The sequence below is a fragment of the Paenibacillus qinlingensis genome (assembly GCF_013204845.1).
GTDB lineage: Bacteria > Bacillota > Bacilli > Paenibacillales > NBRC-103111 > Paenibacillus_E > Paenibacillus_E qinlingensis.
This window is the reverse complement of record NZ_JABMKY010000037.1, coordinates 1-14351: the sequence shown is the minus strand read 5'-3', so window position 1 is coordinate 14351 and position 14351 is coordinate 1. Positions and strand designations below refer to the sequence as shown.

The 14351-nt window shown below is 47.5% G+C and carries 9 protein-coding genes; 8 read left to right on the top strand and 1 reads right to left on the bottom strand.

What is annotated here, in order from left to right; genetic code table 11:
* The first annotated feature begins 54 nt into the window (after positions 1-54).
* Together HQN88_RS35300 and HQN88_RS35295 are read left to right on the top strand one after the other, a co-directional pair.
* Positions 55-1485, top strand: a complete 1431-nt coding sequence (locus HQN88_RS35300) for an FAD-binding oxidoreductase (RefSeq protein WP_173121070.1) — start codon at positions 55-57, stop codon at positions 1483-1485.
* Position 1486: 1 nt separating this feature from the next.
* On the top strand, positions 1487-2038 hold the full coding sequence (locus HQN88_RS35295) for an MFS transporter (RefSeq protein ID WP_173121068.1): 552 nt from the start codon (positions 1487-1489) through the stop codon (positions 2036-2038).
* Positions 2039-2146: 108 nt separating this feature from the next.
* Here HQN88_RS35295 and HQN88_RS35290 read toward each other — a convergent pair whose 3' ends face one another.
* Positions 2147-7693: an Ig-like domain-containing protein gene (locus tag HQN88_RS35290; protein ID WP_173121066.1), complete on the bottom strand. Its 5547-nt coding sequence runs from the start codon at positions 7691-7693 to the stop codon at positions 2147-2149.
* 383 nt (positions 7694-8076) lie between these two features.
* Between HQN88_RS35290 and HQN88_RS35285 the strand changes: the two genes are divergently transcribed.
* The 6 genes from HQN88_RS35285 to HQN88_RS35260 all read left to right on the top strand — a co-directional run bounded on the left by HQN88_RS35285 (position 8077) and on the right by HQN88_RS35260 (position 14164).
* The gene (locus HQN88_RS35285) at positions 8077-9117 is read left to right on the top strand and encodes a BMP family lipoprotein (protein WP_173121151.1); all 1041 of its coding nucleotides are present in this window, start codon (positions 8077-8079) and stop codon (positions 9115-9117) included.
* A gap of 95 nt (positions 9118-9212) precedes the next feature.
* Entirely contained in the window at positions 9213-10712 is a 1500-nt protein-coding gene (locus HQN88_RS35280; protein ID WP_173121064.1) for an ABC transporter ATP-binding protein, read from the top strand.
* Complete coding sequence (locus HQN88_RS35275) at positions 10705-11772, top strand: ABC transporter permease (protein WP_173121062.1); 1068 nt, start codon at positions 10705-10707, stop codon at positions 11770-11772. The genes HQN88_RS35280 and HQN88_RS35275 overlap by 8 nt, the downstream gene beginning before the upstream one ends.
* Positions 11756-12679, top strand: coding sequence for an ABC transporter permease (locus HQN88_RS35270; protein WP_173121059.1), 924 nt, complete (start codon positions 11756-11758; stop codon positions 12677-12679). The genes HQN88_RS35275 and HQN88_RS35270 overlap by 17 nt, the downstream gene beginning before the upstream one ends.
* Positions 12680-12753: 74 nt before the next feature.
* The gene (locus tag HQN88_RS35265) at positions 12754-13431 is read left to right on the top strand and encodes a sulfite oxidase-like oxidoreductase (protein ID WP_173121057.1); all 678 of its coding nucleotides are present in this window, start codon (positions 12754-12756) and stop codon (positions 13429-13431) included.
* A gap of 1 nt (position 13432) precedes the next feature.
* Positions 13433-14164: a nucleoside phosphorylase gene (locus HQN88_RS35260; protein ID WP_173121055.1), complete on the top strand. Its 732-nt coding sequence runs from the start codon at positions 13433-13435 to the stop codon at positions 14162-14164.
* The last annotated feature ends 187 nt before the right edge of the window (positions 14165-14351 follow it).

The window sequence follows — 14351 nt, the reverse complement described above, 5'->3', positions numbered from 1 at the left end:
GTAAGCGTCAAGCCCCGCTACCATTATCACATCAACATGTTGGGAGATACGCACATGAAGAAGATTGCAGTTCTACTTCTATTGATTGCGTTGTGCCTTTGGCAATACGAGAGGACCTTCATCGCTGGAGATGATCCCTTCTTGCGATCCGATTACAGTAAGCTTCGACCTGTGAAAATTAATCGTGTTATTCCAACCAAAGAAATAAAGCAGCTTCAAGAGATTGTAAGCGAGGCCCGGGAAAAAGAGCTCAAGATCTCAATTGCTGGCCAGCGACACAGCCAAGGTGGGCATACGTACTACAAAGACGCCATTGTGCTGGATATGACGCCATTTAACAAAGTACTCGCCTTCGACGAGATGGCCAAGACAATCACCGTACAGTCAGGTGCCACTTGGGCAGATGTACAGAAGTACATCAATCCGTATGGACTTGCGGTGAAGACCATGCAGTCGCAAAATATTTTTACCATCGGAGGCTCGATCTCCGTCAATGCACATGGCCGTGACATTCGGAATGGCTCATTAATCAGTTCGGTTGAATCCTTTCGACTATTAGGCGCTGACGGTCAAATACGAAATGTTTCACGATTAGAAAATGCAGAGTTATTCCCGCTCGCGTTGGGTGGATATGGCTTGTTCGGTGTTATTGTAGATGTGACTTTATCGCTTACGGATGATGAAGTGTACGAGATGACAAGCGAAACAATATCCACAGAAGCCTATTCGAACTACTTCCTTAACCAGGTGAAACAAAATCCCGACATCCACCTGCATCTCGCACGTATTTCAGTCGCGCCGGATTCCTTCTTAACGGATATGTATGCTACAAATTACAGCGTGCGAGAGGAACTCCCTGTTACGAATTACAATCAATTGAAGCTGAAGGACACCTATGTGCTGCCGCTGAAATTTCTCTTTGGACTTAATCGTTCCTTCGATTGGGCGAAAAATGCGTTCTGGGACTTACAACGGCATTTTCTTATTGGTCGCAGCACAATCCTAACTCGCAACAACGCTATGCGATCCGAATCTGATTTTATGGACTATAGCTCGGATACCAAAAACGATCTTCTCCAAGAATACTTCATTCCCGTGGAACATTTTGAAGATTTTATTAATCACATAAAACCTATCCTACAAGAAGAACAATTAAACCTATTAAATATTACGGTTCGTTATGTAAATCATGACGAGGAAGCGTCCCTTTCCTATGCAAAAAGTGACATGTTCGCGCTCGTTTGTCTGTTCAACACCCCGCTAAGTAAAGCGGCGCAAGCTCGTATGACTCATGGCATCCAGCGGATCATTGATCAATTGAAGACCTTCAATGGCTCCTATTATTTGCCCTATGCTCCCTTCCCTTCGGTAGAGCAGTTCCGAACGATTTACCCTAAAGCGGAAGCCTTTTTCCAAGCCAAAGATCAGTGGGATCCACAGCATCTTTTTATGAACCAATTCTATGACGATTATAGGGGGCATTAGGATGAATGTGCGTATACTCATCAAATCTCAAAGCTTAGCGACATTGGCAGCGGGGATGATATATCCTTATTACTTATTGTTTCTGAAAAATCTCGGCAGTACGTATTCCGCATATGGCCTCGCTTTTGCCATTTTCACAATAAGTTCTGCAGCATCCGCCATCTGGCTCGGTAAACTCGTAGACCGCTCGTCAAAAAAGCTCATGGCAGGAAGCTCCCTGGGGATGATGGCGGCGATGCTCATCTTCCCATGGATTCCTTCCTATGGCTTCGTCTTGCTGCTCCAAGCATTCATGGGTGTATGCAGTGCCATGCAGAAAATGAGCGAGCGCGGATTGCTCGCTGATGGGACTCAGCGTGGGAATCGAGGCGGTACGATTGGCAATTACCACTTCTGGACATCCGTAGCATCGGGATTTGCTGTTCTTATTGGCGGTTATATCATTGACTGGCTGACGATTGATGTACTGTTTTACGTGAGTGCGGTGATTTACGGAGGGAGTGCTTGGATGACGCTTCGGATGCGGGAAGGAACGCTGGAGAGTAACGACTAGGAGATGCGTATCGCCCTCACGGTGTCTATCTGATCACAAAGAACCTTCGCCACCCCTACAGGCAGCGAAGGTTCTTCCTTTTTTTACTCAGAACTCTTCCACAAGTGATTACTCACCGTAAACCATCACTTCTGTTATCGAGCTGACGGGACTATTGTTATTGCCATTGACAGCTAGGCGTAGATATCGCGCTGTTGTGTCTGGAATATCATATATTTCATACGTTCCCGTTACTTTGCCAGAACTTGGCCCCTCGTAGATCGGCGTCCAGTTTACCCCGTCCAAGGATGCTAATACATTAAAATTAAATCGGCGCTCGTTCCCACGTACCCATGAAATCCCTACATATGTCGCCTTCGTCTCAGAGCCAAGATCGAAGTCAATTGTATTAGGGCCCCCTACGGACCAATACGTATTCGGATTGTTGTCTATCGCATTCGTCCCTGGCCATGCGTTACCTACTGGTCCACTATCGGCAACATAGGTGATGGGCAGTACAGGAACATTCTCTAGAATACCTGAATAGACGCCACGAGCTAAATCAATCACATACTTACTAGGTCTAGAAATCCCCTGGTCATCTGTCACTTCGATGATAGCCATCCCTGGTATTCCTGCCGCTTGTGTAATCGTAACTGTGTCATTCGGATCCGCACTCACGGCCGTGACAACCGGTGTACCTTGAACCGTGAATGGAAGCTCTACGGCATACTTTTTCTTCAATGACTCGAAGTTTGCCAAAGGCACGCCGTTCAGTTTCAACTCGGACAGCAGCGCTGATGGTGCGGTGTCGATGCTCCATGCTTGTAGTGGTGTCACGATCGGTGTGTCTGCAGGCACTTCTTCCGATGACAATAGTGGAGTAAAGCGCACCGCAATGGTCACGAAATCATTTGCCGCTGGGAAATGAATCGTTAACTTCTTTTGTCCACTATTGACGGCTTCGCCTGCTGGCTTATTCGTCTGTAACGTTTTAGCCTCCATGACTTCGAAGCTTCCTGCACCTGGGGATACAAGTTGGGCGTATAATCGTTTTCCATTTTGCTTCAATATAGCTGATTTACACCCTGCCAATATCGTAACCTCGGCTTCGGTATGCATAAACCAATAGAGATTAGAGGTAGTTTTTAATTGCACTTCATCTTGTACAAGGAAAGAGCCTCTATCCTGACCTAGCATCATCCCCCGCTTTGCAAATACCACATCTTTTGGGTAGGCCGACGTCATATCCACAACCGCATAACCGCCTGCTGGCTTCGAATCAAAAGCAATGATGGATGCTCTAGCGTCAATTGCCTGATCTGGCCCTTCATCAGGATTAATAACGAGTGTATTGGACCCTTCCGCCCGCGTTCGGTAATAATCCCATCTATTCGGGTTTCTATCTAGATACACATAGGAATAGTTGTACAAGCCATAATTATCTTTCCCAAGATCAACCGCCCAGCGTACACCAAGAGCATCCATGACGAACGTACCAATATCCAAATCGGCATGTGTCGAGTTGGTAATCGCGTAATCCGTTATACCGCCTTTTATCCCAACAAAGCTGCCGTTCGGATCTTTCCATGAATCACGGAACGAAGCTATATTGTTTTTCAGACGATGATTGTACAGGGCATCCAAGGAGGCAGGATCGCTGCTTCCGAAGGTTCCTGGGCGATACCAGATCAAATCGAGCGGTTCCGCTAATTTATTCTTGCTATACGTAAAGTTCCGATACCAAGTCACATCAGGCGAGTTTAGTAAGTCCGCAAAAAACAGCAGCTGTGGTGTGTCCACAAGCGTATTCACTGAATCCGAGTAATTAAATGGCCCATTATAGCTGTGTAAATTAGCCATGAAACTCGATGTTTCCGCAATACCTGGTTGATGAAAGAAATCATAATCTGTGCCCAGATTTGTACGCAAGGCCGAGATCATAAAGGCTAAGTACTCTGTCGCATAATCCCAATAACCGGTGCCTTCAGGCCAATCCCCTTGCTGCGCAAAAACGCCAAGACCGACTTGAACAGAGGTGAGCGCACTTTGCAAAACACTTGCTGCAGTTGGTCTCGCATCTGTTTCATCCCCGATGGTCAACGAAGCAGCCGTGAGGCCGCCATTCACAACTAAGTTCCAGTTGCTCGGTGAAGTCGTCCACCATACTTTGCTGCTATAGGCATCCTTCGCCTTCAGTAAAACTTCTTGTAAGATGCGAGTACGAAGGTTATCCCGCTCCTGCTGCGTCATGGCATCGTAGAGCCAATCATACCCAATGGAGGCCACATTCCCCATTTCCGAAATGCTGAGAAAGTTAAGGAGTCCGCCGTTCCAATCGGGATAAGCCTGTGAATTCGCCATCAGATTCAATTGGGCGATTGCCGCTGCAGCATACCCCGTATCATTTGTTATTTGATACAGAAGTGCGAGTGTCTGAATACGTTTCATGAGCGCTTGGGCAAGCGGTAAAACCGTAGCTCCAGCTGTAGTCGGATCCGTAATCGTATACGTAAGCAAAGGATCGTCCAGCATGTCATCAGCGATAGCCTTGACCTTCGCATACCATTCCTGCATGATCGGGTCGGTCACAATGAGCCCACGAATCCGATCAAAATCATCTGTCGATGCATATAACCGCGGGTGAGCAGCACCTGTTGCTGGATGACGAGCAATTAATGAAGCAATCATCTCAGAGCCAGGTAATCCGACATAAATGGTGAATGTCGTGGTATCCTCACCGCCATGTCCGTCACTCACGACAAATTGAAAACGATCATAGCCTGTATAGCCTGCGGTTGGCGTATAGGTCCATGCCCCACTAGCAGAGTCTAGCGTAAGAGAACCATGTTGCGGTGCTTGATCAGGCTTTTTAGTAAAGGTGAGGACATCATTATCCTTATCCTTTGCCTTGATAACACCTGAGATTGCCGAGCCGCGTACGGTTCCCAGACTTATTTGAACATTATCCATGACGGGTGCATCTTGTACGGGGAGGATCGTTAACGTGATTTTGGATAGTGCGAAGTGATCATGCCCATCGGAAATCAATAACGTAAAGTTATCTTCCCCGTTATACTCGGCATCTGGATAGTAAATCCATGATCCATCTTCACGTAGCGATGCGGACCCATGCAAGGGCTTTAGTAAGACCGTGGAGGATAGCGCATCACCTGCTGCATCGCTAGCGAGCACAGGGCGAGTAACCCCTTGATCTTCATTTACACTGACATGATCGTCTGTAGCGGTTATATCAGTTTCTGTTCCAACAATGACGGTATAGGTAGCAAAACGCCCTTGTTCACCAGGCTTGTGACTCTCTGCTGAGGCACGGATGGTTGCAATACCTAGAGCAATGCCACTGACTGTGGCTTGCAAAGGATTCGTGCTGCTGCCGACAACCGTGGCGATGTTCACATGATCAGAAGTCCAGCTGAGTGTCGGATTGGTAACCTCACTAGGTTGTAAGGTTGCGGTCACCACCTTGCTCTCACCAAGCGCCAATTGACCATTCCCCTGATCCAGCTGGATGCTCGAAACCGGTACCCAAGGAATAACCCTGATTCCATCCGCCCAGAGTGTCCCTTTCCCTAGCTCGAACGCCACTTCCACGCGAGCACTTGCTGTGAGTTCTGGTACCGTAATAATGCTCTCGTAATAGGTCCACCCATTGCTGTCTTGCAGGCCAGTAGAAGGAATCACGTCGAAGAAATTCGGCGCCGGCAGGACTGTCGAGTTATCAGCTTTGAGGTAAAGCACACGCAAATAGACGTTGCTTCCTCCGTTCTGCTGCTTCAGCCAGCCGCTTACTTTATAGCTTTTACCTGAAACGGCCCCATCAATAGGGTTATACACGACCGCTTTGCCCGTTAAACTAGCATCAATTTTTAGGGAATTAGCCCCTTCCTTCTTAATGGATGTATCTAATGAAACCGTTGGTTTATCTGTTGAGTTAAAATAAAGCGTCCACCCTAATGGCTTAGAGCCGGTCCAGCCGGTTGTAATCGGTACGGTGGTTTCAAATCCACCATTGTTAATCGCCATGACATAAATGGTATACGATTGCGTCCATCCACGTTCGACCGAAGTTGCTGTAACGACTGCCTTTCCTTGTGCTTTCGCAGTAACACGGCCATCGTAACTCACATCCGCAATGTCAGGGCGTGAGGAAGACCATGTGACACGCTGATCCGTCGCGTTCGCGGGGCTCCCGTATACATTCAAGGACACACTTCCCCCGATACTTAAACTGCGTGTTAATTCGCCATCCGGTGTTAGACCTGTAAGTGGCACCCAGGGGATGATCTGCAGATCATCGAACCAAGCCTTGCCCGTGCCAGTCTCATAGTACGCATAGAGACTGGCATTCAAAGTCCCTGGAGGTGCTTGGAAAAAGCCTTCATAGCTTTGCCAATTCACCGATGTGCCCTTTACAGATGGTGGGGGTCCGTATACAGTCCCTAGCACAGTACCGCCCGATCCGTTCCAGTTCAAACGAAGCGATGCGCCTGTACCTGTAAGGGCTTCGGTTTTTATTTTGCCGCTGAGTCGATACCATCCACCTGCGGTAACGGGAATGTTCCTTTGCACAGCGGAAGCTTTGCTATTGACCGTTGCCCGGATGCTTAAGGCACGGCTGCCCGCGCCATAAACGGCATCATCCACAGTAACTGTCGGACTGCCATAAGCAGCCGAGGCTGTCCAGTCGGTAGCTTGCGAGTCGGTGAAGCCATTTCCTGAACCAGCTGCACTGGTTTCAAATCCGCCATTTTTCAGCACACTGGCTTGAGTCACAATCACTGTGTAGGATGCACTGAACTTATCATCCTGTGAAGATACGGAAATCTTCACTGTGCCCGGTGTCAGCCCTGTGACGACACCAGAACCGTCCACAGTAGCTATACTCGGATCTGATGATGTCCATTTCTGAACGAGATCGGAGGTGTTGTAAGGTGTGCGCACAAGAGGCGCTGTTAAAACACCACCAACCTGCATCAATCCTGAGGTTTCAAGGAACGATAAACCCTGTAGGGAGGTGTATGGCTTGAATTGCACGTCATCGATCCACACATTGCCTGTAACGCGATTGTACTCAATATCCATTCGTGCGGTTACAGCGTCCAGCGGTGCAACTGTGGATACTGTATAGGTCTTGAAATCCGTGATATTCCCTCGAACTGGTGTATTCTCAGGGGTAATGTAGTCTGTCTTAATGACTCCCCCTGCCGCATTTAAATACACAGCGCGAATGTTGACACCATATGCATTGGTATCACCCGTCAACACCTGTGCCTTGAATTTGGCAGACATTCGATACTCTTGATTAGGCACGACAGGAATATTGCCTTGGTTCACCGTCAATCGACTTTTGTTAGGAGCCGGCGAGCTGATCTTCAATGATCTTAAACCATCGGGATGATAAATCGTATCTACCGTTACGATCGGAGCGACCGTCGTAACCGTCGTATCTATCCATATCCCCCATTTGTCCGCTGTTCTCGTCGTCCAGCCCGGTTGCACGGTCGGCGTCAAGTTCTCGAACGAGCCATTCTGGATCACATTCACCTCTTCCGCCTGCACCGCGGCGGGTCCTACAGCTCCAAAACCTGGAGGCAGCAATAAGCTTGTTAGCATAACAATGAGCAATGCCAAGCTCCCTCTTTTTTTTCCACGCATCAATGAATCACCCTCTTCAACAAATTTAGCGCACGTTTAAGCGCTTACATTTATACTATTGTTTACGGCTTGTCCTGCCTATATCTCGTTCTACAGAGGGATAAACATTTCTTCATTTGGCGAGTAAACCAATGTTCAGCTTCACTATCTATGATTCAGATTTCTGCCTTTCACCTGTTAGTACTGGTATTTTATTGAAAGAGATGGATTGTGCTCGTACATTTTAGTATAATAACCGTTAGGCTTTCGAGTTTGTAGAATTTTGGATGATTTTGTCGAACCAACAAAAATATTCTTTGACTATATCCGAGTATTTTGGTAGGATATAAATACAGAACTACGGTTAATAAAATCATACATATAGATAAAAGGGAGAGAACATGATGAAAAAAGCATTAATTTCTATTTTTGCAGTAACAGTTTTACTGGCAGGTTGTGGTACTGCTAAGACAGACACAGCAACGCCTACGCCATCTGCAGCTGCGGATGCAACGAAAGCACCAGCAAAGTCTGATAAGAAAATCATTCTAATCACGCCTGAAAAAATCGGTGTGAATCCGTTCTTCGCGCAAGAAGATGAAGGTGTCAAAAAAGCCGGTAAAGAATTTGGTGTTACCGTTAAAACAGTTGAATCCACGGATGCAAGTGCGATTGAGCAAAACCTACGCGCTGCCGTCGCTGATAACTATGACCTGATTATTACAAGCTCCTTCGAGTCTGAAGATGCGCTTAAGAAAGTTGCTGCTGAAAACCCTAAGAAATCCTTCGCGATTATTGATACTGTCGTTGATCTTCCAAACGTTCGCAGCGTTGTGTTCCGTGAACATGAAGCTTCCTACTTGCTTGGTGCAGCAGCTGGTCTTGCTACGAAGAAAAATATCGTAGGTATGGTTGCCGCGGTTGATATTCCACTTATCAAGAAATACACAGTTGGTTTCCAAGAAGGTTTGAAATCCACGAATCCTAATGCTAAATTCATCGTTAACTATGTAGGTAGCTTCACAGACCCTGCTAAAGCAAAAGAACTAGCATTAACACAATTCGCACAAGGCGCAGACTTCATTGCTGGCGCATCCGCTGTAGGCGATCTTGGGGTATTCGAAGCTGCGAAAGAAAAAGGCTTCTATACTTCTGGACAAGATATTGACCGTACAGTTACTGATCCACAACACATCGTTCTTTCCCAGTTGAAAGGTACAGATGCTGTTGCTTACCAAACGGTAAAAGATTTCGTAAATGGTACATTTAAATTCGGTGCTGTCGACTACGGTTTGAAAGAAGATGGCGTTGGTCTTACGTTCGTAACGAAAGATACAAAGACAGCTCTTAGCCCTTTCATCGGACAAGACGTAGTAACGAAAGTTAAAGCTATCCGTGATGATATCGTTTCTGGTAAAGTGAAAGTAGAAAATCCAGTCAAATAATGATCCGTACCATAATTGCATATTTTTGACCTGGGAACTGTTTACGGCGACGTAAGCAGTTTCCTCATGTCTAGGTAGAGGAGCGAAAAGCCGCTATGCTGCTTCAAATGCGTCAAATTACGAAAACATATGGCAATTTAACAGCGAATTCGGACGTTGATTTCTCGCTGCGTCAAGGTGAGATTCATGCATTAGTCGGGGAAAATGGAGCCGGTAAAACGACGCTAATGCGTATCTTGTACGGCATGGAGCAGCCTTCGGCTGGCAGCATTCTTTTGAATGGGAAAGAAGTCGTGTTTACCAATCCCACCGATGCAATCCGTAATCGGATTGGGATGGTGCATCAGCATTTCATGCTTTTCCCGTCATTTACAGTGGCTGAAAATATCGTGATTGGCAACGAGCCCAAAGCTGGGCTTGCCTTTGACCGTAAAAAAGCCGCCTCCCAAGTCGAGGAACTTTGCGCGAAATATCGCTTACCCATTGATCCGAACATCAAGGTGGCTGAATGTCCGCTTGGTTTGCAGCAGCGTGTAGAAATCTTGAAGGTGCTCTATCAAGGTGCCGATATCATTATTTTGGACGAGCCTACTGGCGTGCTGACCCCACTCGAAGCGAAAGAGCTGCTCGTTATTATGAAAAGCTTAGCGAAACTGGGCAAAAGCTTCATTATTATTACGCACAAGCTGCATGAAGTTATGGAAGTCGCAGATCGGGTAACCGTACTTCGGGACGGGAAAATAACCGGAACTGTAGACGCAAATGCTACGAGTATCGAGGAATTGTCCAAGTTAATGGTTGGACGTGATTTGAAACAGCTGCAAAAGCGCACTGTGAACACGGGCCAAGCTGTTCTTCAACTCAAAGACGTATCCATTCATGGTGATAAAGGAAAGCCTGTGCTCGATCGCGTCAATTTGCAAGTAAAAGCCGGGGAAATCGTTGGGATTGCGGGGATTTCAGGCAATGGCCAATCGGAATTGATTCAAGCGATCTCAGGGCTTCAATCCATTGATCAGGGAGAAATCCAACTGTTAGGCAAACCTATTCAAGGACGTTCCGTTCGCGAAATTAGAGATATTGGGCTATCCCATGTACCCGAGGATCGCTACCAATGGGGCGCTGCCAAAGAAGGCACTGTGCTAGAAAATGGCACCATGGGCCATCATAAAACCAAAAGCCGATCTGGCTTTTTACAAGGCAAAGAGCTCCGTAACATGGTCAGCGGCTTCATTCAGCAGTTTCAAATTAAGGCCGGATCTCAAGAAGCAAAAGTGAAATTTCTATCCGGCGGTAATTTGCAGAAGTTGATTGTCGCTAGGGAAATTGCTCGGCATCAACCGTTCTTAATTGCAGCTGAACCGACGCGCGGTGTCGATATTGGCGCTATGGAATTGATTCATGAAGAATTGCTGCGAAAACGCGATGAACAAGGCGCTATTTTATTAGTATCCTCCGAATTAACCGAGATTCTCAAACTGTCTGATCGTATCGTCGTTATGTACGAAGGGCGGATTGCCGGTGAATTGTCGGCAGCCGATGCGACAGAAGAACAAATCAGCTTATGGATGGCAGGAGGAGATTCCAATGCTTAAACGTCAACTCAATCTAAGCGCTTGGATTCAACCGCTGCTAGCCGTGGTTATTGGTCTACTCGGTGGTGCGATTGCCATTGCCCTCATTGGCGGCTCCGTCATTGACACCTATGCGCAAATGTGGAAAGGTGCCTTTGGCAGCTTCTACTTCTTAACGAATACATTAACACGCGCTACACCACTCATTCTTGTCGGGTTAGGTGTATCGATCGCCTTCCGTGCCGGATTCTTCAATATGGGGTCCGAAGGTCAAATGATCCTAGGCGCTTTATCCAGCGCGATGGTCGCCCTCTATCTGCCTGGGCCTCCTCTATTTAAATTAGTAGCTGCTATGCTAGGCGGAATTCTAGCAGGCGGCATCTGGTCTGCTTTTGCCGGATGGTTAGATGCTAAATTCCGTATGAATTTGATCATTACAACGCTGCTGCTGAACTATATCGCGGCTCTATTTGCTGGTTATATGGTCGCCTACCCGTTCAAAGACAAGACAGGTTCTGCTGCGCTAGCGCAAACGATGATGATCGAAAAAGGCGTCTGGCTGCCCAAATTGTTTCAAGGTATGAGCATCCATGCAGGCTTTATTATTGCGATTGGACTCGCCGTTCTCTTATTCTTATTCATTAAATACACCGTAGCCGGCTATGAAATCCGTATGCTCGGTTACAATCCGCTGTTTGCGGCCTATGGCGGCGTCAACAGACGTAAAGTGATGCTGGCGAGTATGTTTGCCAGCGGTGGTTTTGCAGGGCTTGCAGGAGCCGTTGAGGTACTCGGTATGCAATACCGCTATACAGATGGTATGATTTCGAACCCAGGCTACGCATGGTCGGGTATCATGGCAACGCTGCTTTCCGGTGCTCACCCGCTCGGTACGGCGATCGCGTCTATCCTCCTTGCTGCGCTGCAAACGGGCGGCAGTGGTGTTGAACGCAACACGGACATTCCGTTGGAAATTTCCAGCGTCATTCAATCCTTGCTGATCTTGTTTGTAACGGCCAAGTTCAGCTACACCCTATGGAAACGACGGAAAGGAGGCAAGGGCGATGCAGCATCTTCTTGATGTAGCTTTATTTAACTCCATGTTTCGCATGGTAGCTCCGATCCTTCTAGCCGCACTCGGCGGCGCGATCTGTTCAAGAGTCGGTTTGTTCAACGTCGGCTTAGAAGGATTTGTGCTCGTAGGCGCCTTCTCTGCGATTGTGGGCAATTACTATACAGGCAATGTATTTCTTGCGGTGCTTATCGCTGTTGCCGTGACCATGCTGTTTTCGTGGATTTTTGCCTATATGAGTATTCATTTGCAGGCCAATGTCATCGTTGTCGGTATTTCCTTTAACTTTCTTGCCTTAGGTTTAACCGCGTTTTGTTTGAAAGCCATCTTTCATGTCAAAGGCGCTTTCTATGATAAAAATATGATCGGACTGCCGAAGTGGGACATCCCCTTGATTAAAGATATCCCTGTCGTAGGCGGTATTATTTCCGGGCATTCTCCGCTTGTTTATCTGGCTTTTGTGCTTGTTTTCGTGCTTCAGTATTTCCTATTTAAATCCGTTACTGGCTTCCGCATGATTGCTGTTGGCGAAAACCCTGTTGCTGCGAAAAGCATCGGGATTAAAGTCAACCGGATGCAATATCTGGCCGTACTTATCTGTGGCGTCCTTTGTGGACTAGCAGGTGCACAGCTTTCACTCGGACAAGTTACGATGTTTACCGAAGGTATGACAGCAGGCCGTGGATTTATCGCGCTCGTTGCTACCATGCTGGGACAAGCCAATCCGATTGGCGTCATGGCGTCCAGCTTACTGTTCGGTTTAATGGATGCTTTCAGTATCCGATTACAAGGTTTCTCTTTACCCACCCATTTCACACAAATGCTGCCTTATATCGTAACATTGCTTGCGATGCTGTTCTTCCGTAAAAGCAACTACTTGGCAGATGCACAGAAAGCGAATGGCAGTTCGCGTTGAGAAATTAGCAAGATATACTTAGGAACGCTTACGAAGTGAGTTTTCCTAAAGGAAAACTTTTAGGAGGATGACAGATGCATAAAGACACCAAAGCGGAGCGCATTAAGCGCATGCAAATCCCCGCTATAGACGTTCCACCAGAGCTTGCTGGTCGGATTCCACCTGGTCAAGTCGTGACGGACCGTTTTCCTATTTTACATGAAGGAGAAGTCCCGAAGTACGATATGGCAGCGTGGTCGCTGCGCGTTTTTGGAGAAGTAGCCGAAGAGAAAACATTCAGCTATGACGACATATTGGCTTTACCGCATACACAAATCCAGTGCGATATACACTGTGTGACCCGTTGGTCCAAGCTGGATACGGTATGGGAAGGTGTGCGATTCAGAGATTTCCTTGAGCTGATCCATGTAAAACCAGAAGGAAAATATGTCATGATCCATGCAGACAATGACTATGAAACGAACGTTCCACTTGCAGATCTCATGGGTGATGATATTTTGCTGGCCACGACCTTCGATGGCAAGCCACTCACGCTGAAGCATGGATGGCCGCTTCGCCTCGTTGTTCCGCATTTGTATTTCTGGAAAAGTGCCAAGTGGATTCGCGGCATTGAGTTCATGTCTGAAGATCGCGAGGGCTTCTGGGAACGCAATGGCTTCCATAACGTCGCAGACCCGTTCGAAGAACAACGATTCTCCGGCGAAGCTATTCCAATCCCCGAAGATGAGTGGGTCAGAAAGGAGTTCGATTAAGTTGTTTTTATCTATCTTACAAGTCAATTCAGAAGACTTAACCCCCTTTGCCATCGTGTGCGGTGACCCGTTCAGAGCGGAAGCCATTTCCCGCAAGCTGGACAATGCGCGTGAGCTTTCCTTTAGCCGAGAATATCGGACTTTCGTCGGCGAAAAGAATGGCGTTCCCATCACCGTGGTAAGTCATGGTGTCGGGTCACCTGGTGCAGCCGTTTGCTTCGAGGAGCTCATCAAAGGCGGCGTAAAGACCCTGATTCGCGTCGGAACCGCTGGATCATACTCAGCCGACGTACCGCCAGGAAGTCTCGTTGTAAGCACAGCCGCGGTACGTGAAGAAGGCCTAACTCGCCAGTTAGTTCCTCACGGCTTCCCAGCTGTCGCTGATCACGCTGTTACCCGTGCGTTGTATGACGCGGCTTCTGAAACAGACGGACTCGTCAAGCAAGGAATTACCGTTACCTTGGATGCTTTCTTCCAAGGTGTCGAGGAATTCCCTCACCGTAAATACAAGCAAGCTGGCGCTTTGGCCGTTGAGATGGAAATCGCCGCCCTCTATGTCATTGCATCACTACGCGGTGTGCGTGCCGGCGCCATCGTCGCCTTGGACGGTTATGCAGATGCGGATCTGCGGGAAGTGTACAACCCGCATACGGATGTCGTTTCTGGCGCCATTGAGCGGGAAATTGATGCTGCGATTCTGGCGATTGTGAAGTTGCGTGCAGAAGACAAGTAACGCTGCTTATAGAAGACCGTTAGGAATGAACTGCACCCCAATTGTTAGACACAATCTAACAATTGGGGTGCAGTTTTTCTATATGTCCAAATTAACACCACAAGAAAAAATACAAGCTGCAAGAAGGTACCTTGAGGGAAAGGAAAGTCAGGATACCGTAGCTCAAAGTGTTGGGATATCCAAAGCT

Bases quoted from the DNA above. Each gene is read 5' to 3' on its own strand.
- HQN88_RS35295 (WP_173121068.1), top strand. From the start codon at position 1,487: ATGAATGTGCGTATACTCATCAAATCTCAAAGCTTAGCGACATTGGCA.
- HQN88_RS35280 (WP_173121064.1), top strand. From the start codon at position 9,213: ATGCTGCTTCAAATGCGTCAAATTACGAAAACATATGGCAATTTAACA.
- HQN88_RS35285 (WP_173121151.1), top strand. From the start codon at position 8,077: ATGAAAAAAGCATTAATTTCTATTTTTGCAGTAACAGTTTTACTGGCA.
- HQN88_RS35265 (WP_173121057.1), top strand. From the start codon at position 12,754: ATGCATAAAGACACCAAAGCGGAGCGCATTAAGCGCATGCAAATCCCC.
- HQN88_RS35275 (WP_173121062.1), top strand. From the start codon at position 10,705: ATGCTTAAACGTCAACTCAATCTAAGCGCTTGGATTCAACCGCTGCTA.
- HQN88_RS35290 (WP_173121066.1), bottom strand. From the start codon at position 7,693: ATGCGTGGAAAAAAAAGAGGGAGCTTGGCATTGCTCATTGTTATGCTA.
- HQN88_RS35300 (WP_173121070.1), top strand. From the start codon at position 55: ATGAAGAAGATTGCAGTTCTACTTCTATTGATTGCGTTGTGCCTTTGG.
- HQN88_RS35270 (WP_173121059.1), top strand. From the start codon at position 11,756: ATGCAGCATCTTCTTGATGTAGCTTTATTTAACTCCATGTTTCGCATG.